The sequence below is a fragment of the Mycolicibacterium helvum genome, from assembly GCF_010731895.1.
Taxonomy (GTDB): domain Bacteria; phylum Actinomycetota; class Actinomycetes; order Mycobacteriales; family Mycobacteriaceae; genus Mycobacterium; species Mycobacterium helvum.
Window position 1 is genome coordinate 2,613,634 of the sequence record NZ_AP022596.1, and the last position, 22,691, is coordinate 2,636,324.

Annotated in this window: 15 protein-coding genes; 13 read left to right on the forward strand and 2 right to left on the reverse strand. The window is 65.8% G+C overall.

Features of this window, described 5'->3' with window-relative positions:
- Nucleotides 1-63: 63 nt before the first annotated feature.
- A complete protein-coding gene (locus G6N38_RS12125) occupies nucleotides 64-993 on the reverse strand; it encodes a hypothetical protein (protein WP_163747747.1) in 930 nt (309 codons plus the stop codon).
- A 244-nt stretch (nucleotides 994-1,237) separates the two neighbouring features.
- Here G6N38_RS12125 and glf point away from each other — a divergent pair, with 244 nt between their 5' ends.
- From glf to G6N38_RS12190, 13 genes are all read left to right on the forward strand, one after another.
- Entirely contained in the window at nucleotides 1,238-2,530 is a 1,293-nt protein-coding gene (glf, locus tag G6N38_RS12130) for a UDP-galactopyranose mutase (protein WP_246227883.1), read from the forward strand.
- A complete protein-coding gene (locus tag G6N38_RS12135) occupies nucleotides 2,527-4,467 on the forward strand; it encodes a glycosyltransferase (RefSeq protein WP_163747748.1) in 1,941 nt (646 codons plus the stop codon). Before glf ends, G6N38_RS12135 begins: the two co-directional genes overlap by 4 nt.
- Nucleotides 4,460-5,011, forward strand: a complete 552-nt coding sequence (locus tag G6N38_RS12140; protein ID WP_163747749.1) for a phosphatase PAP2 family protein — start codon at nucleotides 4,460-4,462, stop codon at nucleotides 5,009-5,011. Before G6N38_RS12135 ends, G6N38_RS12140 begins: the two co-directional genes overlap by 8 nt.
- 6 nt (nucleotides 5,012-5,017) lie before the next feature.
- Nucleotides 5,018-5,932 carry a decaprenyl-phosphate phosphoribosyltransferase gene (locus tag G6N38_RS12145; protein WP_163747750.1) on the forward strand — a complete coding sequence of 305 codons (915 nt, stop codon included), beginning with the start codon at nucleotides 5,018-5,020 and terminating at the stop codon, nucleotides 5,930-5,932.
- Nucleotides 5,910-7,916 carry a terminal beta-(1->2)-arabinofuranosyltransferase gene (gene zomB / locus G6N38_RS12150; RefSeq protein ID WP_407662967.1) on the forward strand — a complete coding sequence of 669 codons (2,007 nt, stop codon included), beginning with the start codon at nucleotides 5,910-5,912 and terminating at the stop codon, nucleotides 7,914-7,916. Before G6N38_RS12145 ends, zomB begins: the two co-directional genes overlap by 23 nt.
- Before the next feature lie 320 nt (nucleotides 7,917-8,236).
- Nucleotides 8,237-9,196, forward strand: coding sequence for an esterase family protein (locus G6N38_RS12155; RefSeq protein ID WP_163747751.1), 960 nt, complete (start codon nucleotides 8,237-8,239; stop codon nucleotides 9,194-9,196).
- A 117-nt stretch (nucleotides 9,197-9,313) separates the two neighbouring features.
- Complete coding sequence (locus G6N38_RS12160) at nucleotides 9,314-10,321, forward strand: esterase family protein (protein WP_163747752.1); 1,008 nt, start codon at nucleotides 9,314-9,316, stop codon at nucleotides 10,319-10,321.
- Nucleotides 10,322-10,475: 154 nt separating this feature from the next.
- Nucleotides 10,476-11,366, forward strand: a complete 891-nt coding sequence (locus G6N38_RS12165) for an alpha/beta hydrolase-fold protein (protein WP_163751963.1) — start codon at nucleotides 10,476-10,478, stop codon at nucleotides 11,364-11,366.
- An 82-nt stretch (nucleotides 11,367-11,448) separates the two neighbouring features.
- Complete coding sequence (locus G6N38_RS12170; RefSeq protein WP_246227885.1) at nucleotides 11,449-11,913, forward strand: DUF732 domain-containing protein; 465 nt, start codon at nucleotides 11,449-11,451, stop codon at nucleotides 11,911-11,913.
- A gap of 22 nt (nucleotides 11,914-11,935) precedes the next feature.
- Complete coding sequence (gene culp6 / locus G6N38_RS12175) at nucleotides 11,936-12,955, forward strand: carboxylesterase Culp6 (protein WP_163747753.1); 1,020 nt, start codon at nucleotides 11,936-11,938, stop codon at nucleotides 12,953-12,955.
- Nucleotides 12,956-13,208: 253 nt separating this feature from the next.
- Nucleotides 13,209-15,104, forward strand: coding sequence for a long-chain-fatty-acid--AMP ligase FadD32 (fadD32, locus tag G6N38_RS12180; protein WP_163747754.1), 1,896 nt, complete (start codon nucleotides 13,209-13,211; stop codon nucleotides 15,102-15,104).
- Nucleotides 15,105-15,166: 62 nt separating this feature from the next.
- Nucleotides 15,167-20,578: a polyketide synthase Pks13 gene (gene pks13 / locus G6N38_RS12185; RefSeq protein ID WP_163747755.1), complete on the forward strand. Its 5,412-nt coding sequence runs from the start codon at nucleotides 15,167-15,169 to the stop codon at nucleotides 20,576-20,578.
- A complete protein-coding gene (locus G6N38_RS12190; protein ID WP_163747756.1) occupies nucleotides 20,575-22,125 on the forward strand; it encodes an acyl-CoA carboxylase subunit beta in 1,551 nt (516 codons plus the stop codon). The genes pks13 and G6N38_RS12190 overlap by 4 nt, the downstream gene beginning before the upstream one ends.
- Nucleotides 22,126-22,128: 3 nt before the next feature.
- On the opposite strand, the gene G6N38_RS12195 is transcribed toward G6N38_RS12190, so the two are convergent.
- Nucleotides 22,129-22,659: a helix-turn-helix domain-containing protein gene (locus tag G6N38_RS12195; protein ID WP_163747757.1), complete on the reverse strand. Its 531-nt coding sequence runs from the start codon at nucleotides 22,657-22,659 to the stop codon at nucleotides 22,129-22,131.
- Nucleotides 22,660-22,691 lie beyond the last annotated feature (32 nt).

A 22,691-nucleotide genomic window follows, 5' to 3' on the forward strand; every position in this document is an offset into this window, starting at 1 on the left:
CTCCGGGTTCACTGACCTAGCGGCCTGACCCACCCTGCGGTGCCGTTCCGACGCAGGTCTTCGTTAACCCGCCGGAGCTGCCGCTGCCGCGGGTGCAGCGGCGGCCGCCGTCGAGGCGCCTTGAATCGCCTGGGTAATCGACGGCATGACTACGCCTTTGAGCAGGTCGATTGCCTGCCCGACGCCAAGCTGGTTGGCGGCGCTGCTCAGATCGCTGATGATCCCGCCGGACCCGGCCGACGTGCTGGGCATGGCCAGCGAGGGATCCCCGAGGATCGGATACGTTCCGTTTGCCGGCCCCAGCGCCGCGCTGATCGGCTGTTCGTTCGACACGCCGAGGCCGGTCGCCGACGGGCTGGTCAGCCCGGGGGTCGACAACGACGGGGTGCTGGTGCCGAGCGAAGGAGTGGTCAGCGCCGGGTTGGTGAGCCCAGGATCGGTCAGCGAGGCCGAAGCCGACGGCACGGTGGCCCCCGAAGTGGTCAGACCGGGCGTGGTGAGCCCCGGCGTGGTCAGGCTGGGCGTGGTCAGACCGGGCGTGCTGACGCTCGGTGTGGTCAGGCCTGGGGTGGTCAGGCTGGGCGTGGTGAGCCCCGGCGTGGTCAGGCCCGGTGTGGTGAGGCTGGGCGTGGTCAGGCTGGGCGTGGTGAGCCCCGGCGTGGTCAGGCTCGGCGTGGTGAGGCCGGACGTGGTCAGGCTCGGCGTAGTCAGCGTCGGGCCGGCCTGCGCCGGTTGAGCTCCGGCCGGGCTCAAGCCCGTCGGCAACGGTGGCAGGTTGATCCCGAACTGCGACAGACCTTGCTGCAGCGCGGACATCAACTCGTTCGGCAGGTCGGTCACCACCGCGGCGCGGACGAACTCGCGCTGTTCGGGTGCCTTCTGCGGGGTAGCGGTCAATTCGACCACGCCAATAGCGGCAATAGGACTTGCGACGGCCAATGCGGCGACTGCGCTCATGGCTGTCGAGAGCTTGCGTCGACGGCTGTTAGGCACGGAAGTCTCCTCAATATCTAGACAACGTTCGTGTCTGACTAATTCGTAAGGTCCGGAAGCGGCCGTGCGCCGGATCCGAAGCCAACGTGATCGATGGTACGAGTGGGACTGTTGTGACTGAAGTGACGATGCGGAATCGTGAGCCAATTGCGACCTGCTTTCGGTGCGAGCCCAGGTGAATTCCGGCCCCCACCCCGGCTTGCGATGCGGGTCACACCGTCCGAGTCCGATAACCTAGGCCCCGATGAGCTCTTCTAATTCCCGGGTCGCTCCGCTCCTGCCCGCCGGTTCTAATCCCCGGGTCGCTCCGCTCCTGCCCGCCGGTTCTGATTCCCGGGTCGCTCCGGGTTCCTTCGACCTCTTCGTCGTCGGCTCCGGTTTCTTCGGACTGACCGTCGCCGAGCGGGCGGCCAGCCAGCTCGGCAAGCGGGTACTGGTCGTCGAACGCCGGTCGCATATCGGCGGCAACGCCTATTCCGAGCCCGAGCCGCAGACCGGCATCGAGATCCACAAGTACGGCGCGCATCTGTTCCATACCTCCAATACGAAGGTGTGGGACTACGTCAGGCAGTTCACCGACTTCACCGGATACCAGCACCGGGTGTTCGCGATGCACGGCGGGCAGGCTTACCAGTTCCCGATGGGACTGGGCTTGGTCGCCCAGTTCTTCGGCAAGTACTTCACCCCAGACGAGGCGCGCCAGCTGATCAAGGAGCAAGCCGCTGAGTTCACGACCGACGAGGCCGTCAACCTCGAGGAGAAGGCGATCTCGCTGATCGGCCGCCCGCTCTACGAGGCGTTCGTCAAGGGCTACACCGCCAAGCAGTGGCAGACCGACCCCGTCGACCTTCCCGCTGCCGTCATCGGTCGTCTGCCGGTCCGTTACAACTTCGACAATCGCTACTTCAACGACACCTATGAGGGTCTGCCGGTCGAGGGCTACACGAAGTGGCTGGAGAACATGGCCGCCGACGACCGCATCGAGGTCCAGTTGGACACCGACTGGTTCGACGTCCGCGACGCACTGCGCCAAAGGTCCCCGTCAGCTCCGGTTGTATATACCGGCCCGCTGGATCGCTACTTCGACTACGCCGACGGCCGGCTGGGCTGGCGCACCCTGGATTTCGAGCTGGAAGTTTTGAGTGACTGCGGGGATTTTCAAGGCACCCCGGTGATGAACTACAACGACCTCGATGTGCCCTACACCCGCATCCACGAGTTCCGGCACTTCCACCCGGAGCGGGACTACCCGACCGACAAGACGGTCATCATGCGCGAATACTCCAGATTCGCCACCGACGACGACGAGCCGTACTACCCGATCAACACCGAAGCCGACCGCGCGGTGCTGGCTGCCTATCGGTCCCGGGCCAAGGACGAGACCTCCTCGGCAAAGGTCCTCTTCGGTGGCAGGCTGGGCACTTACCAGTACCTGGACATGCACATGGCGATCGCCAGCGCGCTGAACATGTACGACAACATCCTTGCGCCGCACCTGCGCGATGGCGCGCCGTTGACCGAAAGCAGCACAGCATGAGCGACATTCCGTCCGGTCCGATCGCGGATGGCCAATCCAAGGCGGCCAGCCTGCTGGCCCGGGTGATCCTCCCGCGGCCGGGCGAGCCGCTCGATGTGCGCAAGCTCTACATCGAAGAGTCGGACACCAACGCACGCCGGGCGCATGCGCCGACCCGCACCACGCTGGAGATCGGCGGGGAGTCCGAAGTGTCGTTCGCGACGTACTTCAACGCCTTCCCGGCCAGTTACTGGCGGCGCTGGTCGACGCTGGAGTCGGTGGTACTGCGTGTGGAACTGACCGGATCGGCACGGGTCGACGTATACCGGTCCAAGGCCACCGGCGCCCGAATCACCGTCGGCGGCACCGAAGTCAGCAGCCCGGACGCGACGACGCCGACCGCTGCGGAGTTCGAGATCGGGCTCGACCCCTTCGAAGACGGCGGCTGGATCTGGTTCGACATCACCACCGATACCACGGTCACCGTGCACAGTGCGGGCTGGCATGCGCCCGTGGCCGCGCCGGGCCGGGCCAGCGTGGCCGTGGGGATCCCGACCTTCAATCGGCCGGCGGACTGTGTCAACGCCCTAGCGGCGCTGACCTCGGATCCCTTGGTAGACAACGTGATCAGTGCGGTCATCGTTGCTGACCAAGGCACCAACAAGGCCAGCGGACACCCCGACTTCCCGTCGGCGGCGCAACGGCTCGGAAATCGGCTGACCGTCCACAACCAACCCAACCTCGGAGGATCCGGCGGCTACAGCCGGGTGATGTACGAGGCGCTGAAAAACACCGACTGCGAACAGATCCTGTTCATGGACGACGACATCCGCATCGAGCCCGACTCGGTGCTGCGGGCGTTGGCGCTCAACCGGTTTGCCAAGTCGCCGACCCTGGTCGGCGGGCAGATGCTCAACCTGCAGGAGCCCTCGCATCTGCACGTCATGGGTGAGATGGTCGACTCCGCGAACTTCATGTGGACTGGCGCGGTCAACACCGAATATGACCACAACTTCGCCAAGTACCCGCTCAACGACGAAGAGGAATACCGCAGCCGGCTGTTGCACCGGCGCATCGACGTCGACTTCAACGGCTGGTGGATGTGCATGATCCCGCGCAGCGTCGCCGAGGAACTCGGGCAGCCGGTTCCGCTGTTCATCAAGTGGGACGACGTGGAGTACGGGCTGCGCGCCGGCGAACACGGCTACCCGACGGTCACGCTCCCCGGCGCCGCGATCTGGCACATGGCCTGGAGCGACAAGGACGATGCGATCGACTGGCAGGCGTACTTCCACCTGCGCAACAGGTTGGTGGTCGCCGCCATGCACTGGGACGGTGGCATCGCCGGGCTGATCGGCAGCCACCTCAAGGCGACGCTCAAACATCTTCTGTGCCTGGAGTATTCGACTGTCGCAATCCAGAACAAAGCGATGGACGACTTCCTCGCCGGGCCGGAACACATCTTCTCAATCCTGGAGGCCGCGCTGCCCGAGGTGCGTCACATGCGGGAGCAGTACCCGGATGCCGTCGTGCTGCCTAGCGCGACTGCGCTGCCCACCCCGTCGGATAAGCGGTGGCGTAAGAAAGTGAGCATCCCGACCAACCCGCTGTCGATCTCGTTGCGGCTCGCCCGCGGTGTGGCCCATCAGCTCAAGCGGCACGATCCAGTGCATCACGAGCGCCCCCAGATCAACGTCGCGACGCAGGACGCCCGATGGTTCTCGCTCTGCCGTGTCGACGGTGTCACCGTGACAACGGCCGACGGGCGGGGTGTGGTCTACCGGCAACGCGACCGCGCGAAGATGTTCGCGCTGCTGCGTGATTCGACGCGTCGTCAGGTGCAACTGGCCCGCAAGTTCAACCGCATGCGCAGGGTCTATCGGAAGGCGCTGCCGGTACTGGCCAGTAAAGAGAAGTGGGAAACGGTGCTGCTCGAGAATTCCTCGACCAATGCCTGACGGCAGCGTGCCGGAACCGGTCGCACCGCCCGCGAGCGGTGAAGTCGCTGCCCTGGTCGCCATCCAGTCGAGGCTGGGTACGCCCGCGGTGATCGGGGTGGCGCGGTCGATGTCACACTTCGGTGAGCATGCCCAGGGCTGGGTGGCGATCTCGGCGCTCGGCGCGCTGACCATGCCGAAACGCCGGCGCGACTGGGTGCTCGTGGGCGTCGGCGCGGTGGCCGCGCATGCTGCCGCGATCGCGATCAAGTTGGTGGTACGACGCGAGCGCCCCAACCATCCGGCGGTCGCGGTCAACGTCGGCACGCCGAGCGCGCTGAGCTTTCCCTCCGCTCACGCCACCTCCACAACCGCCGCGGCTATGCTGCTGTCCCGGGCCACCCGTTCACGGCTGCCGCTGGCAGTGGTGCCCGCGATGGCCCTGTCGCGGCTGGTACTCGGCGTGCACTACCCGACCGACGTACTCGCCGGGGCAGCGGTCGGCGCCGTTGTCGCGCGGACAGCCGGCTGTTTTGCCTCGCGTGAGAAGGAGACGCCGAAGTGAGCGCCCATGAGTGAGGGAACGAAGCAGGTCGCCGGACCGCCGAGCAATCTGTTCACCGGGATCATCAAGGCCATTCGCCCCCGCCAGTGGGTCAAGAACCTGCTCGTGCTGGTCGCCCCGCTGGCGGCACTGGGCCGGGACATGCACTACGACTACGTCGACGTCGGATTCAAGGTGTCGATCGCGTTCGTGGTCTTCTGTCTGGCTGCGTCCTCGATCTATCTCATCAACGATGCACGCGATGTCGAGGCCGACCGCGCCCATCCGACCAAGCGGTACCGGCCGATCGCCGCCGGGGTGCTGCCGGTCGGTCTGGCGTACGGCATCGCCGTGGTGCTCGCCGTCGCATCGCTGGGCATCTCCTGGTGGCTGACACCACAGCTGGCCCTGGTGATGGGCATCTACATCGGCATCCAGTTGGCCTACTGCTTCGGCCTGAAACACCAAGCGGTGCTGGATATCTGCATCGTGTCCTCAGGCTTCCTGATCCGGGCCATCGCCGGTGGTGTGGCTGCCGGCATTCCGCTGTCGCAATGGTTCCTGCTCGTGATGGCGTTTGGTGCGTTGTTCATGGCGGCGGGCAAGCGCTACGCCGAACTGCAACTCGCCGAGCGCACCGGCGCCAAGATCCGCAAATCACTGGAGAGCTACACCAGTTCCTATCTGAGGTTTGTCTGGACTCTGTCGGCGACGGCGGTGGTTCTCTGCTACGGCCTGTTTGCCTTTGAGCGCGACGGTAGTACCGGATCGTGGTGGGCGGTCTCTATCGTGCCGTTCACGATGGGCATCCTGCGGTATGCGATCGACGTCGATGGCGGGCTTGCCGGTGAACCCGAGGAGATCGTGCTGGGGGACCGGGTGTTGCAGCTGCTGGGATTGGTGATGATCGGAACGGTCGTTGCAGCGATCGCCTTCAGTTGAGCTACTGACTCCTGAATCAGGCCCGGCCGAGGCCGGGCCGCTGAAACTGCCTTGGGCGCGGGCGTTCCCGCTGCGCCCGCTGACCCGCGTCAGCCTGTGGCTCAGTGTCGTGCTCGTCGCCGCGTTGTGGGCCTGGGGGGCCTGGCAGCGACGCTGGATCGCCGACGACGGTTTGATCGTATTGCGAACGGTGCGCAATCTGCTGGCCGGCAATGGGCCGGTGTTCAACGCCGGCGAGCGGGTGGAGTCCAACACGTCGACGTTGTGGACATTCCTTACCTATTTCGGCGGGGTCGTCGGGGGACCGATACGACTGGAATATGTCGCGCTGGCGCTGGCGCTGAGCTTGTCCGTCGCCGGTGTCGTGCTCGTAATGCTCGGCACCGCACGGCTATTCGCGCCCGGTCTGCAGGGGCGGCGGGCCGTCCTGCTGCCGGCCGGTGCCCTGGTCTACATCGCGATCCCACCCGCCCGTGACTTCGCCACCTCAGGTCTGGAGAACGGCCTGGTGCTCGCCTGGATAGGCCTGCTGTGGTGGATGATGGTCGCCTGGTCGCAAGCGCCCCGGCGCCAGGGCAGTGGCCCCGTTTTCACCGCAGCGCTGGCATTTGTCGCTGGGTTGAGCGTGTTGGTCCGGCCCGAGCTCGCCTTGGTCGGTGGAGTGGCGTTGGTGATGATGCTCGTGGCCGCCAGCGGCTGGCTCAGTCGGCTGCTCATCGTGGTCGCCGGCGGATTGCTCCCGGTGGGTTACCAGATCTTCCGGATGGGTTACTACGGGTTGCTTTTCCCGCAGACCGCGTTGGCCAAGGACGCCACCGGTGACAAGTGGGCGCAGGGCCTGATCTACCTGTCCAACTTCAATGCGCCCTACGCGCTGTGGCTGGCGGCGCTGTTGTTGATCGCGCTCGGCGGGGTGCTGTACGCGGCGCGCAACACCGGTCGCCCCGCGCCACTGCCCGGCAAGTCGGGCCGACTAGCCAGCCGGATCCAAACTCCCACGGCCGTGGTTGTTTTCATGCTCGTCAGTGGTCTGGTGCAGGCGCTGTACTGGATCCGGCAAGGCGGCGATTTCATGCACGGCCGGGTATTGCTGACGCCGGTGTTCTGCCTGCTGGCTCCGATCTCGGTGATCCCCGTCGTGCTGCCCGACACCATCGCATCCGCGCGGGACCGGGGCGTGGTGCTGGCCGGCGCGACCGCCGCACTGTGGCTGGGCGTGGTCGGCTGGTCGCTGTGGGCGGCGAACTCGCCGGGCATGGGTCGCGACGCCACCTGGGTCACCTATTCGGGCATCGTCGACGAGCGCCGGTTCTACTCACAGGCCACCGGTCACGCGCATCCGCTGACTGCCGCCGACTACTTGGACTACCCGCGAATGCGCGCGGTCCTGACCGCGATCAACAACACGCCCGACGGTGCGCTGTTGCTGCCGTCGGGAAACTATGACGTGTGGGATGTGGTGCCGGCCTACCCACCGCCACCTCCCCCGCCCGGTGTCTCGATGGATACCTGGCGTCGCCAAATAGCTCCGCACACAGTGTTTTTCACCAACCTCGGGATGCTCGGCATGAACGTCGGGCTGAACGTCAGGGTGATCGACCAGATCGGTCTGGCGAATCCGATCGCGGCGCATACCGCGCGTCTGGACGACGGTCGTATCGGTCACGACAAGAACCTCTTCCCGGACTGGGCCGTTGCCGAGGGGCCCTGGCTCAAGGAGCATCCGTACGTCCCGCCCTACCTGGACGAGGGTTGGATCACCGAAGCCGGGGTGGCCCTGGGCTGCCCGGAGACTGACGCGATGCTGAACTCCATCCGGGGCCCGCTGGGGATCCGCCGATTCGTGTCAAACGTTCTGCACGCGCTCGAATTCACCCGCTATCGCATCGATCGCGTGCCGCAGTACGAGTTGCAGCGGTGCGGCCTACCGGAGCCCCCGTTGAAGGGGACGCCATATACCGGCCTGCCCGCGACGGGTCCCTAGCCTCGCCCGGTGTCCGGCTGGCCGACGCGTCATTTTTCTCGGGTGTGGGGCCAAAGTGGGCCGAGTGCAAGCTGTTACACGCATCGCAGGTCGGGGAACCCGCGTGGACTGTGGTCGATGTCTCACCGCCGTCGGGTTTAGCGCCGCACGTTTCACGATTTCATCGGCCGCGCGGTAGTTTTGTTTGCCAGCCGGGCTCTAGCCGGTAACGCTGCGGTCAGATCGCGGCGATACACAGTCAAGTGTGACAGCGCTTGGCGAACCAATGTCAGTGTCGACAGCGGTTGCGCCGTGCCGTGAACGAATGAGTTGAGCAACCGATGGTTCGTGCTGTGAGAGCGTCCCTCACCGCCGCCCTACTGCTGGCCGCGCTGGCAACAGGCGTCGCAGTGACCCCGAGCGCGAACGCGTTCTCGCGGGACGGCCTTCCGGTGGAGTACCTCGACGTGTACTCGCCGTCGATGAACCGCAACATTCGTGTGCAGTTCCAGGGCACCGGCAGCGCGTCGAAAGCTGTTTATCTGCTCGACGGTCTGCGCGCCCAGGACGACTACAACGGCTGGGATATCAACACCCCGGCGTTCGAGTGGTTTTACGGCACGGGTGTGTCGGTGGTGATGCCCGTAGGCGGGCAGTCGAGCTTCTACAGCGACTGGTACTCGCCGTCGAGTTTCAACAAGCAGCCTTATACGTATAAGTGGGAAACATTCCTCACCAGCGAGCTGCCACAGTGGCTGGCCGCCAACAAGCAGGTCTCCACGACCGGTAATGGTGTGGTCGGGCTGTCGATGTCTGGTGGCGCCGCACTGATCCTGTCGGCCTACCATCCGCAGCAGTTCATCTACGCGGCCTCGCTGTCCGGCTTCCTCAACCCCTCGGCCCTGCTGATGCAGCAGGCCATCCGGGTGGCCATGCTCGACGCCGGCGGCTACAACGTCGACAACATGTGGGGCGCACCGTGGGACCCCTCGTGGAAGCGCAACGACCCGTTGCTGCAAGCCGCCACCATCGCCCATAACGGCACCCGGCTGTGGATCTACTGCGCACCTGGCGGTCAGACCGATCTGGATTCCGGCGCCGACCCGGGCCAGGCGCTCAGTGCGACCAGCCTGGAATCGATGGCGATCAAGAGCAACAAGGATTTCCAGGCCGCCTACACCGCGGCCGGGGGCACCAACGCGACGTTCGAATTCCCGGCTTCCGGCAACCATTCGTGGCCGTATTGGGGAGCGCAGTTGGCGGCACTGAAACCCGACCTCATCGCCACAATCAGCCGGTGAGAAGGGGTCACGATGACATCTGTCGAAGAAGAACGATCAGGCCACATGTGGTTGACTGACAGGGCACGGCTGCCCTTGATCGCATGCGGTGCGGCACCCAAAAAAGGATGGAAGTAAATGAAGTTCGTTGAGAAGTTGCGTGGCGTTTGGCTGCGCCGGCTGACGGTCGCTGCCGCGGCTGCCGCCGTGCTGCCCGGCCTGATCGGCGTCGTCGGCGGCTCCGCAACGGCAGGAGCATTCTCCAAGCCGGGTCTTCCGGTCGAGTACCTCGATGTGCCGTCCGCCGGCATGGGACGCGATATCCGCGTCCAGTTCCAGAGCGGCGGCCCCAACTCTCCGGCGGTCTACCTGCTCGACGGTTTGCGGGCGCAGGACGACTTCAACGGTTGGGATATCAACACCCCGGCGTTTGAGTGGTACTACAACTCCGGCCTCTCGGTGATCATGCCCGTCGGTGGCCAGTCCAGCTTCTACTCCGACTGGTACAAGCCGGCGTGCGGCAAGGCCGGTTGCCAGACCTACAAGTGGGAGACGTTCCTGACCCAGGAGCTGCCCGCGTATCTGGCCGCCAACAAGGCGGTCAAGCCGACTGGCAGTGCGGCCGTCGGGTTGTCAATGGCCGGTTCGGCCGCGCTGACCCTGGCGATCTGGCACCCCGAGCAGTTCCCGTACGCCGCGGCGCTGTCGGGCTTCCTGAACCTGTCCGAGGGCTGGTGGCCGATGCTGGTCAACGTTTCGATGGGTGATGCCGGCGGATTCAAGGCCAACGACATGTGGGGTCCGACCGAAGACCCGAACAGCGCCTGGAAGCGCAACGACCCGTTGGTCAACATCCAGAAGCTGATCGACAACAACACCCGCATCTGGATCTACTGCGGCGACGGTAAGCCGTCGGACCTGGATGCCGGCACCAGCACAGGCAACCTGTTCAATGCCAAGTTCCTCGAAGGGTTCACGTTGCGGACCAACAAGACGTTCCGTGACACCTACCTGGCCGACGGTGGCACCAACGGGGTGTTCAACTTCCCGGCCAACGGCACCCACCAGTGGAACTACTGGGGCCAGCAGCTGCAGCAGATGAAGCCCGACATCCAGCGCGTGCTCGGCGCAACGCCGACCGCCTGAGCTTCACCTCCAGTAGCAGTCAACTACGACCAACGGCGACGACCTTCAAGGTCGTCGCCGTTGGCGTATCCAAACCCATCTGAGTAAGCGGTGTGATTCACTCATGAGCAGGTGGGGCGGGGTTAAACACGTGACTAGTCGACTTGAGGTGACCATGATGAGTCTGTCGGGCCTGTTTCGGGGAGTCTGCGCCGCAGTTCTGGCGCTTGGACTTATGAGCGCCACCGCGCCGATCTCCCGCGCCGCCGACGTCGAGTATCTGATGGTGCCGTCACCGGCGATGGGTCGCGATATCCCGGTGGCCTTCATGGGTGGCGGCCCGCATGCCGTGGTGCTGCTGGACGCGTTCAACGCGGGCGACCCGGTCAGCAACTGGGTGACCGCGGGTAACGCGATGAACACCCTGGCCGGCAAGGGCGTCTCGGTGGTCGCGCCGGCCAGCGGGGCGTTCACCCTGTACACCAACTGGGAGGCCGACGGCACCCGCCAGTGGGAGACCTTCCTGTCCGACGAGCTGCCCAACTGGCTGGCCGCCAACAAGGGCCTGGCCCCCGGCGGGCACGCGATCGTCGGTGCCGCCCAGGGTGGCACCGGAGCCCTGATGGAGGCGACCTTCCACCCGGATCGCTACCGCTACGCCGGGTCGATGTCGGGCTTCCTGACCCCGTCGAACACCTTCATGAACGGTGCGATCACGGCCGGCATGAACGAATTCGGCGGGGTGAACACCCAGGCCATGTGGGGTGCCGCGCAGCTCGGCCGGTGGAAGTGGCACGACCCTGATGTGCACGCCCAGCTGCTGGTCGACAACAACACCCGGCTGTGGATCTTCAGCCCCCAGACGCTGACCTGCAGTGACGTGCCGGCCATGATCGGCTATTGCGATCAGGCCCAGGGCAGTAACCGCACCTTCTACGCGCACTACCGCTCCCTGGGCGGCCGCAACGGCCACTTCGACTTCCCTGCCGGTGGCAACCACGACTGGGGCAACTGGGCCGCTCAGCTGGCTGCGATGTCGAACGACGTTGCGGCAGCTATCAAATAGGTCACAAATGCGGGTGAACTGTTAGCTTTCCGCAATCTTTCGGAGCTCTGGGCCACGTAGGGGCAGCCGGTAACGTGGAGGCGTGCAGCGCTCGCTCGTTATCAGCCTCGTGGGCCCCACGGCCTGGCTGATGGTGGCCTGCAGTTCCGGTGAGGATTTGGTGACCACCGCCGTCCCGCCCGCCACCTACGGGGCCGTTCACGGCCAGGGCGCGATCTTGGGTCCGGACGTGAATCTGCAATCCACCAAGCTCGATGTCACACCGACTCAGCGCGGATTCCTCGATGCGCTCAGCGCTGCGGGTGTGCACCCGTCCAGCGAGCTGGAAGCGCTCAGCATCGGCTCCCACGTCTGCCAGGCCCATGCGGCCGGTCAAAGCGATCAGGCAGTCTGGGACTACATCGCTCCCATGGTGCGCAGCGACGTCATCGATTCAGGGCCGTCGGCGCCACCGCACACCGCCCCCGAGCCGCAGGGGGCCCCAGAGTTGCCGGTGGCCCAGGCCACTGCCGACTACATCCGGATCGCTACCCAGCGGCTCTGCTAACAGGAAGAACAACGCCCCTTCCATGGCTCGAACCTCCCGGACCAATGCCCGGCGTAGACGTCATCGCATCCTCGCCCTCGTCGCCGCTGGCGCGATGGCTGTCGTCGTCGCTCTCGTCGTCGCCATCATCGTCATCGTCGTGCGCCGGCCGGAATCCCCACCGACGGCCGTGCCGCCGACCGCGCTCCCGCCGACCAGTTCACCTGGACAGCACAAGCCGCGCCCAGAGTTCCAGGACGCCAGCTGCCCGGATGTGCAGATGATCGCCATCCCCGGTACCTGGGAGTCGTCTCCGACCGACGATCCGCTGAACCCGACTCAGTTCCCGCTGTCGCTGATCGGCAACGTCACCCGGCCTCTGGCCGGACAGTTCGGCCGCGACCGGCTGGAGGTGTACACCGTGCCGTACACCGCGCAGTTCCATAATCCGCTGTCGTCGGACAAGCAGATGTCCTATAACGACAGCCGCGCCGAGGGCACTCGGGCTGCGGTACAGGCGATGACCGATATGAACAACCGCTGCCCGCTGACCAGCTATATCCTGGCCGGCTTCTCGCAGGGTGCGGTGATCGCCGGCGATATTGCCAGCGACATCGGCAACGGGCGTGGCCCGGTCGAGGAGGACTTGGTTCTCGGTGTGATGTTGATCGCCGACGGCCGCCGCCAGGCGGGGGTCGGGCAGGACATCGGTCCGAACCCGCCCGGCCAGGGGGCCGAGATCACGCTGCACGAATTCCCTGCGCTGTCCGAGATGGGCCTGACCATGACCGGGGAGCGCCCGGGCGGCTTCGGTGCGCTGAACAACCGCACCAACGAGATCTGTGGTGCTGGTGATCTGATCTGCGCGGCGCCGGAGCAAGCGTTCAACATCACCAACCTGCCGACGACGCTCGACGTGCTGGCAGGTGGTGCCGGCCAGCCCGTGCATGCGTTGTACAACACGCCGCAGTTCTGGAACCTCGACGGCCAAACGTCCACGCAGTGGACACTGAATTGGGCGCGCAACCTGATCGAGAACGCGCCGCACCCGAAACACGGATGACGTGGGAGCTTCGGTGGCCGACGATTTGGCCGCTGCCGCTACTACGCCTAACATTAAGAAGAAAATAAGAGCTGTACGCGTAAGCGGAGCCCCGGGCTCGACGGGCGGTGGGGTCGTCTTAGGTCCCAAGGGGACCTCGATGGCTCTGTACGATCTGGGAGGTTTGGGGCCCGCGACGCGAGGGCGACCGGTGGCGCGATGTCCTGCGCGGCCGCCGCAGAGCCCACATAGAAGTGTCTGACAGGAGATTGGTATGCCGTTCCACAATCCGTTCATCAAGAACGGCCTGATCACCTTCCCCGAGGGCGCCAGCGTGGTCAAGCACGTGGAGCGCTGGGCCAAGGTCCGCGGCGACAAGATCGCTTACCGCTTCCTGGATTTCTCCGTCGAACGTGACGGTGTCGTGCGTGAACTGACCTGGGCCGACTTCGGCGCCCGCAACCGCGCCGTCGCCGCCCGACTGCAGCAGGTGACCCAACCCGGCGACCGGGTCGCCATCCTGTGCCCGCAGAACCTTAACTACCTGGTCGCCTTCTTCGGCACCATGTACTCCGGTCGCATCGCCGTCCCGTTGTTCGACCCGTCCGAGCCCGGCCACGTCGGCCGGTTGCACGCCGTCCTGGATGACTGCGGCGCTTCGGCGATCCTGACCACCACCGACGCCGCCGAGGGCGTGCGCAAGTTCTTCCGTAGCCGGCCGGCCAAGGAGCGGCCCCGCGTCATCGCGGTGGACGCGATCCCCGACGAGGTCGGCGCCACCTGGGTGCCCCATGACTCGGCGATGGACGGGGACACTGTCGCCTATCTGCAGTACACCTCGGGTTCCACCCGGATCCCCAGCGGCGTGCAGATCACGCACCTGAACCTGGCCACCAACGTGGTGCAGGTGATCGAGGCGCTCGAGGGTGAGGAAGGCGACCGAGGCGTCTCCTGGCTGCCGTTCTTCCACGACATGGGCCTGGTCACCGCCCTGCTGCCGGCGATGATCGGCCACTACTTCACGTTTATGACGCCCGCCGCGTTCGTCCGCCGGCCCGGCCGCTGGATCCGTGAGTTGGCCCATCGGGAGGGCGACACCGGGGGCACCATCTCGGTGGCCCCCAACTTCGCGTTCGATCACGCCGCGGCCCGCGGTCTGCCCAAGGACGACGAAGAGCCGCTGGATCTGTCCAACGTCAAGGCGATTCTCAACGGCAGCGAGCCGATCTCGGCCGCCACCGTGCAGCGATTCAACGACGCGTTCCGCCCCTTCGGCTTCCAGCCCAAGGCCATCAAGCCGTCGTACGGCTTGGCCGAGGCCACCCTGTTTGTGTCGACCACACCGGCGGCCGACGAGCCGAAGATCGTCTCGGTGGATCGCGACCAGCTGAACTCCGGCAGCTTCGTGGTGGTGCCTGACGATTCGCCGACGGCGGTCGCACAGGCCTCGGCGGGCAAGGTCGGCGTTGCCGAATGGGCAGTGATCGTTGACAACGACGCCGCCACTGAGTTGCCCGACGGACAGATCGGCGAGATCTGGATCAGCGGCCAGAACATGGGCACCGGGTACTGGAACAAACCCGAAGAGACCGTCGCGACGTTCCAGAACATCCTCAAGTCCCGGACCAGCCCGTCGCACGCCGAGGGTGCCGCCGATGAAGCGACCTGGGTGCGCACCGGCGACCTCGGCGCTTTCCACGATGGCGAGCTCTACATCACCGGCCGCGTGAAGGATCTGGTGATCATCGACGGCCGCAACCACTACCCGCAGGACCTGGAGTACTCCGCGCAGGAGTCCACCAAGGCGGTGCGGACCGGTTTCGTCGCCGCGTTCTCGGTGCCGGCCAACCAGCTGCCTGACGAGGTATTCGAGAACGCGCATGCCGGGCTCAAACGCGACGCCAACGACAGCTCCGAGCAGCTGGTGATCGTCGCCGAGCGGGCTCCGGGTTCGCACAAGATGGAGCTCGGACCGATCTCCGACGACATCCGCGCGGCCATCGCGGTTCGCCACGGTGTGACGGTGCGTGACGTGCTGCTGACTCCGGCCGGCGCGATCCCGCGTACCTCCAGCGGCAAGATCGGCCGCCGAGCCTGCCGTTCGGCCTACCTGGACGGCACCCTGCGCAGCGGGAAGGTGGCCAATGCCTTCCCCGATGAATCGGAATGACGACCGAAGGAAGTACTCAGAAGACGAAGGGGTGGCAACCCCTTCGCGCGAGGTGAGGCCTCATGTCTGAATCACACACGCCCGAAACGCCCAATACGCCTGATATCCCACCGCGCACCGACATGACGGTGCAGGAGGTGCGCGAATGGCTGCGCAACTGGGTGGCCAACGCGACCGGGCAGAGTCCCGACGCAATCGACGAGTCCACCCCGATGGTCGAGCTGGGCCTGTCTTCTCGCGACGCGGTGGCGATGGCCAGCGATATCGAGGACCTCACCGGTGTCACGCTGACCGCCACGGTGGCCTTCCGCCACCCCACCATCGAGTCGCTGGCCACGGTGATCGTCGAGGGCGAGCCGGAGGTGGAATTCGACGGCGACAGCGAGGACTGGTCGCGGGCTGCCGATGTCGAGGACATCGCGATCGTGGGTGTAGCCACCCGGTTCCCGGGTGACATCAACACCCCCGACGAGATGTGGGCGGCGCTGCTGGAGGGCCGCAGCGGGATCTCGGATCTGCCCGAGGGGCGTTGGTCGGAGTTCCTCTCCGAACCACGAATCGCCGAGCGGGTGGCCAAGGCCGCGACCCGCGGCGGCTATCTCAGCGACATCAAGGGCTTCGACGCCGAGTTCTTCGCACTGTCGAAGATGGAAGCCGACAACATGGATCCGCAGCAGCGGATGGCGCTGGAGCTCACCTGGGAGGCGCTGGAAAACGCCCGCATCCCGGCCTCCAGCCTGCGCGGCACCGATGTCGCGGTGTACATCGGATCTTCCAACAATGACTACAGCTTCCTGTCGCTGTCCGACCCGTCGGTCGCCCACCCTTATGCGATAACCGGCAACCAGAGCGCGATCATCGCCAACCGGGTGTCCTACTTCTTCGACTTCCGCGGCCCGTCGGTGTCCGTCGACACCGCCTGCTCGAGCTCGCTGGTCGCTGCACACCAAGGTGTGCAGGCGCTGCGCTCCGGGCAGGCCGACATGGCGATCGTCGGCGGCGTCAACGCATTGATCACCCCGCTGGTGACTGTGGGCTTCGACGAGGTTGGCGGTGTGCTCGCGCCGGACGGCCTGATCAAGTCGTTTTCGGCTGACGCCAATGGGTATTCGCGCTCCGAGGGCGGCGGCATGCTGGTGTTCAAGCGGCTGTCTGACGCCCGGCGCGACGGCGACGAGATCCTCGCGGTCATCGCCGGTAGCGCCATCAATCACGATGGGCGTTCCAACGGCATGCTCGCCCCTAACCCCGACGCACAGGAAGACGTGCTGCGCAAGGCTTATAAGAACGCCGGAATCAATCCGCGCACAGTCGATTACATCGAGGCGCACGGTACCGGCACCATTCTGGGCGATCCGATCGAGGCCGACGCGCTGGGTCGGGTCATCGGCAGGGGCCGTCCCGCGGACCGGCCCGCACTGCTGGGCGCGGTGAAATCCAATGTGGGACATCTGGAGTCGGCTGCCGGTGCGGCAAGCCTGGCCAAGGTGGCCTTGTCGCTGAGCCGCAACAAGGTTCCGCCGTCGATCAACTACGCCGGGCCCAACCCCTACATCGACTTCGAGGGCATTCATCTGCGGGTGGCCGAACGTGTCACCGATTGGCCGCGGTACAGCGGGCACGCCATCGCCGGGGTGTCCGGCTTCGGCTTCGGTGGCGCCAACGCGCACCTGGTTCTGCGCGAAGTGTTGCCTACGGATCTGATTGAGCCGCAAGCGCAATCCGAGTCGATTGGCGACAACACCAAGTCCGCCGACGTGGACGCCGTGTATGTGGGCGGGGTGCGGATGGACGAGTACGGCGAGTTCATCGACGGCAGTGATGTCGATGCCGACTCCGGCGACGAGTACGCGCTGGCCGACGCATACGCCGATGACAGCGAGCCGGAACTGCCCGGACTGACCGACGAGGCGTTGGAGCTGCTCGAGGCCGCGCGCGCCGAATGGGAAGCGACCGAAGACAAGCCGGTTCCGGTTGTGCCGTTGGCTGTTTCGGGCTTTCTGACGTCGCGCAAGCGGGCCACGGCCGCCGAACTGGCGGACTGGGTGGACAGTCCGGAGGGCCGGGCGACCTCGCTGGAGGCCATCGGCCGCTCGCTGTCGCGCCGCAACCACGGCCGGTCGCGCGCCGTGGTGATGGCCCACGACCACGACGAGGCGGTCAAGGGTCTGCGCGCGATCGCCGATGGCAAGCAGAGTCCGCTGGTGTACAGCGCCGACGGGCCGGTCACCAACGGACCGGTCTGGGTGCTGGCCGGATTCGGTGCGCAGCACCGCAAGATGGGTAAGAGCCTGTATCTGCGCGACGAGGTGTTCGCCGAGTGGATCAACAAGGTCGACGCGCATATCCAAGACGAACGCGGCTATTCGGTCGTTGAGCTGATCCTCGACGATGCGATCGACTACACGAACGAAACCTGCGAATACCCGATCGAAGTGGTCCAGACGGTGATCTTCGCCCTCCAGATCGCACTCGGCGAATTGCTCAAGCACCACGGCGCGAAACCTGCTGCGGTGGTGGGCCAGTCGCTGGGAGAAGCGGCGGCCGCCTACTTCGCCGGCGGTCTGTCCCTGGCCGACGCCACCCGCGCCATCTGCGCCCGCGCCCACCTCATGGGTGAGGGCGAGGCGATGCTGTTCGGTGAGTACATCCGGCTGATGGCCTTGGTGGAGTACTCGGCCGAGGAGATCAAGACCGTCTTCTCTGATTTCCCGGGTCTGGAGGTGTGCGTCTACGCCGCCCCCACCCAGACCGTGATCGGCGGTCCGCCGGAACAGGTCGACGCGATCATCGCCCGCGCCGAATCCGAGGGCAAGTTCGCCCGCAAGTTGCAGACCAAGGGCGCCAGCCACACTCAGCAGATGGACCCGCTGTTGGGCGAGCTGGCCGCCGAGCTGCAGGGCATCGAGCCGCACCCGCTTCACACCGGCTACTTCTCGACCGTGCACGAGGGCAGCTACATCCGCCCGGGCGGCGAGCCGATCCACGATGTCGACTATTGGAAGAAGGGCCTGCGGCACAGCGTCTACTTCACCCACGGCATCCGCAATGCCGTCGAAAGCGGCCACACCACCTTCCTGGAGCTGGCGCCGAATCCGGTGGCGCTCATGCAAGTTGGATTGACCACGGCGGCTGCGGGGCTGCACGACGGGCAGCTGATCGCCACCCTGGCCCGCAAGCAGGATGAGGTCGAGTCGATGGTCGCGGCGATGGCCCAGCTCTACGTCTACGGTCACGACCTGGATCTCTGGACGCTGTTTACCCCTGGTTCCACTCCGTCCGACTACGCCCACATCCCGCCGACCCGGTTCAAGCGCAAGCCGCACTGGCTGGACGCGCAGTTCACCGGCGACAGCTCGGCGATGATGCCGGGTAACCATGTGGCCACCCCCGACGGCCGCCACGTGTGGGAGTATTCGCCCAAGGGCCAGACCGACCTGGCAGCATTGGTGAAATCGGCTGCCGTGCAGGTGCTTCCGGATGCCAAGCTGACCGCTTCCGAGCAACGCGCGGTGGTCGGCGACGGTGCCCGGCTGGTGACGACGTTGACCCGCCATCCCGGCGGCGCCTCAGTGCAGGTGCACGCTCGTGTGGATAACGGGGCTGAGTCGTCCTTTACTTTGGTCTACGACGCCGTCGTCACACGCGGTGGTGCGGTGTCTGCACTGCCGGCCGCCGTGGCCACTGGCGTCGCGGTGACCTCGCCGGCCAGTGCGGCGCTCGCCGAACCGGATGACGACGCAGACATCCTGCAGGACAACCTGACCGCGGGCGCGGGCCTGGCTGCCGGGTTCGCCAAGTGGTCGCCGGCCACGGGCGAGACGGTGCACGATCGGCTTGCGGCTATCGTCGGCGGGGCCATGGGCTACGAGGCCGAGGACCTCCCGTGGGAGGTGCCGCTGATCGAGCTCGGCCTGGATTCGCTGATGGCAGTGCGCATCAAGAACCGCGTCGAGTACGACTTCGACATGCCGCCGATCCAGTTGACCGCCGTGCGCGACGCCAACCTGTATGCGGTCGAGAAGCTCATCGAGTACGCCATCGAGCACCGCGACGAGGTCAACCAGCTGGCCGAGATGCAGAAGGGCAAGACGGCCGAGGAGATCGCTGCCGAACAAGCCGAGCTGATGGGCGGGGCTAGCACGATCGCCGAACTCGAGGCCAAGCTCGCCGAAGCGGGCCACCCGATCGCGACCGAATCCGAGCCGAAAATCCCAGCGCCGCCGACGAATCCGGCGGGTCCGGGGCCCGGGGCGAGCGAAGCGACAGGAGAGGTGAAGTCCACGGCTGGTGCTCCGGCCCCATCTGCTTCTGCCGCAGCGGTGGCTGCCAAGGTGCTGACCCAGGAAGCCGTCACCGAGGCGCTGGGCGCCGACGTCCCGCCGCGAGAGGCTGCCGAACGCGTGACGTTCGCGACGTGGGCGATCGTCACCGGCAAGTCCCCTGGCGGAATCTTCAACGAATTGCCCGCCATCGACGACGCGACGGCGACGAAGCTGGCCGAGCGGCTCTCCGAGCGCGCCGAGGGCACCATCACTGTCGATGACGTCAGGTCCGCCAAGACCATCGAGGAACTCGCCACAACGGTGCGCGAGTTCCTCGAGGCCGGTGAGCTCGAAGGGTTCGTGCGCACCATCCGGGCGAGGCCCGAGGGGTCGACGCGGGTTCCCGTGTTCGTGTTCCACCCGGCCGGCGGGTCGACGGTGGTCTACGAGCCGCTGCTCAAGCGCCTTCCCGCCGATACCCCGATGTACGGCCTCGAACGTGTCGAGGGCTCTGTCGAGGAGCGGGCTGCCGAGTACCTGCCGAAGCTGATGGAGATCCAGGGCAACGGTCCCTACATTCTGGTGGGCTGGTCGCTGGGCGGCGCCCTGGCGTACGCCTGCGCGATCGGACTGAAGCGCGCAGGTGCCGACGTGAGGTTCGTCGGCCTGATCGACATGGTGCGCCCAGGTGAGGAGATCCCGCAGACCAAGGAGGAGACCCGGGCGCGCTGGGATCGCTACGCGCTGTTCGCGCAGCGCACCTTCAACGTCGAAATCCCGGCGATCCCATACGAGGAACTCGAGGAGCTCGACGACGAGGCTCAGGTGCGGTTCGTGCTGGAAGCTGTCAGGGGTGCCGGGGTCGATATTCCGGGCGGCGTGATCGAACATCAGCGCACGTCCTATTTGGATAACCGCTTGCTCGAAACCGCGGAGATTCAGCCCTACGACGGCCACGTCACGCTGTACATGGCCGACCGTTACCACGACGACGCGATTTTCTTCGAGCCGCGTTACGCCATCCGTCAACCCGATGGTGGCTGGGGTGAGTTCGTCGCCGACTTGGAGGTTGTGCCGATCGGTGGCGAGCACATCCAGGCGATCGACGAGCCCTACATCGCCAAGGTTGGCGCCCATATGAGCGAGGCGATCAGCCGGATCCAGAGCGAAGCGATTGACAAGACAGCCGAGGAGAACGAGTCCAAGTGACTGCCAGTACGACTGCCGAGAAGCTCGCCGAACTCCGCGAAAAGCTGGAACTGGCCAAGGAACCGGGCGGTGAGGCGGTCGCGGCTAAACGGGATAAAAAGGGCATCCCCAGCCCGCGGGCGCGAATCCACGCGCTGCTGGATCCGGGCAGTTTCCTGGAGATCGGCGCGCTGGCCCGCACGCCGGGCGATCCGAACGCCTTGTTCGGCGATGGCGTGGTCACCGGGCACGGCACCATCAACGGCCGCCCGGTCGGCGTGTTCAGCCACGACTACACCGTGTTCGGCGGCTCCGTGGGAGAGATGTTCGGACGCAAGGTTTCTCGGCTGATGGAGTGGGTAGCCATGGCCGGTTGCCCGATCATCGGGATCAACGACTCCGGCGGCGCCCGCATCCAGGATCTGGCCACCTCGCTGGCCTGGTACGCCGAGTTGGGGCGCAGGCACGAGCTGCTGAGCGGCCTGGTGCCGCAGGTCTCGATCATTCTGGGTAAGTGCGCCGGCGGCGCGGTGTACTCACCGATCCAGACCGATCTGATCGTGGCGGTACGCGACCAGGGCTACATGTTCGTGACCGGCCCGGACGTCATCAAGGACGTCACCGGTGAAGAGGTCACCCTCGACGAGCTGGGCGGCGCCGACGCGCAGGCCAAGTATGGCAACGTCCACCAGGTCGTCGAGAGCGAGAAGGACGCCTTCCAATACGTCCGCGACTACCTGGAATTCCTGCCCGCCAACAGTTTTGACGACCCGCCGATCATCAATCCGGGTCTCGAGCCCGAGATTACGCCGCACGACCTGGAACTCGACAGTCTCGTTCCCGACGCCGACAACGTCGCCTACGACATGCACGAGATCCTGCTGCGGATCTTCGATGACGGCGACTTCCTCGAGGTCGCCGCACAGGCCGGCCAGGCGATCATCACCGGATATGCCCGCGTCGATGGCCGCCCGGTCGGGGTGATCGCCAACCAGCCGATGCACATGTCGGGCGCCATCGACAACGAGGCCTCCGACAAGGCCGCTCGCTTCGTGCGGTTCTGCGACTCGTTCAACGTGCCGCTGGTCTTTGTCGTCGACACTCCAGGGTTCCTGCCCGGCGTCGAGCAGGAGAAGAACGGGATCATCAAGCGCGGTGGCCGGTTCCTGTACTCCGTCGTCGAGGCCGACGTGCCGAAGGTGACCATCACGATCCGTAAGTCCTACGGCGGGGCGTATGCGGTGATGGGCTCCAAGCAGCTGACCGCCGACTTCAATTTCCTGTGGCCGACGGCCCGGATCGCTGTCATCGGTGCCGAGGGTGCCGCGCAGCTGATCGTCAAGCGGTTCCCCGATCCCACTGCGCCGGAGGTGCAGGAGATCCGGCGGCAGTTCATCGAGGGTTACAACCGCGACATGGCGACTCCGTACGTGGCCGCCGAGCGTGGCTATGTCGATGCGGTCATCGAGCCGCACCAGACCCGGCTGCAGTTGCGCAGCGCGATGCGGATTCTGCGGAACAAGCAGATCAGCCGCGTGCAGCGTAAGCACGGCCTGATCCCGATCTAAGACTCACTCGCCTCGTCGGCGCGGCTCGTCGTAGGTCACGACGATGGCTTCTGCCGGAGTTTCGCCGACCTGCCTGAGCTTGTGCGGTTGTGAGGCGTCGAAGTAGGCGCAGTCGCCCGTTTCCAGGGCGGTGACGTCGTCGCCGTATTTGAGTTCGATCGTGCCCGCGTGGACGAACAGGAACTCTTGCCCAGGGTGCTCGAAGTGGACGTGGGTGCCGAACTGCCTGCCCGGTCGCACCACGAAGGGTGACATCGCCTTGCCGAGCATGCCCGAGGCGATGGGGTGGTGCTTGGTGGCGGTCCGGTCGGTTGCGCGCTCGATAGTCAGTGTGGTGACCGTTGGATCGTCTGAGAACAGTTGTGCCACATCCACATCGAGAGCCCGAGCCACTTTCATGGCGGCGGCGATAGACGGTGTGCTCTGCCCCCGTTCCACTTTGGACAGGTAGCTCTTCGTCAACCCGGTCGCCAAGGCGAGCTCGTCCAGGGTGAGGCCCTGGCGCTGTCGAACCGCTCTTACCAACTGCGTCATGACCACACCGCCTTTCGGAGGCCCAGTTTACT

Excerpts from the sequence above, each read along its gene's own strand:
- G6N38_RS12160 (WP_163747752.1), top strand. The coding sequence starts at position 9,314 with ATGAAGTTCGTTGAGAAGTTGCGTGGCGTTTGGCTGCGCCGGCTGACG.
- glf (WP_246227883.1), top strand. The coding sequence starts at position 1,238 with ATGAGCTCTTCTAATTCCCGGGTCGCTCCGCTCCTGCCCGCCGGTTCT.
- G6N38_RS12165 (WP_163751963.1), top strand. The coding sequence starts at position 10,476 with ATGATGAGTCTGTCGGGCCTGTTTCGGGGAGTCTGCGCCGCAGTTCTG.
- G6N38_RS12140 (WP_163747749.1), top strand. The coding sequence starts at position 4,460 with ATGCCTGACGGCAGCGTGCCGGAACCGGTCGCACCGCCCGCGAGCGGT.
- culp6 (WP_163747753.1), top strand. The coding sequence starts at position 11,936 with ATGGCTCGAACCTCCCGGACCAATGCCCGGCGTAGACGTCATCGCATC.
- G6N38_RS12135 (WP_163747748.1), top strand. The coding sequence starts at position 2,527 with ATGAGCGACATTCCGTCCGGTCCGATCGCGGATGGCCAATCCAAGGCG.
- G6N38_RS12155 (WP_163747751.1), top strand. The coding sequence starts at position 8,237 with ATGGTTCGTGCTGTGAGAGCGTCCCTCACCGCCGCCCTACTGCTGGCC.
- G6N38_RS12195 (WP_163747757.1), bottom strand. The coding sequence starts at position 22,659 with ATGACGCAGTTGGTAAGAGCGGTTCGACAGCGCCAGGGCCTCACCCTG.
- fadD32 (WP_163747754.1), top strand. The coding sequence starts at position 13,209 with ATGCCGTTCCACAATCCGTTCATCAAGAACGGCCTGATCACCTTCCCC.
- pks13 (WP_163747755.1), top strand. The coding sequence starts at position 15,167 with ATGTCTGAATCACACACGCCCGAAACGCCCAATACGCCTGATATCCCA.
- G6N38_RS12145 (WP_163747750.1), top strand. The coding sequence starts at position 5,018 with ATGAGTGAGGGAACGAAGCAGGTCGCCGGACCGCCGAGCAATCTGTTC.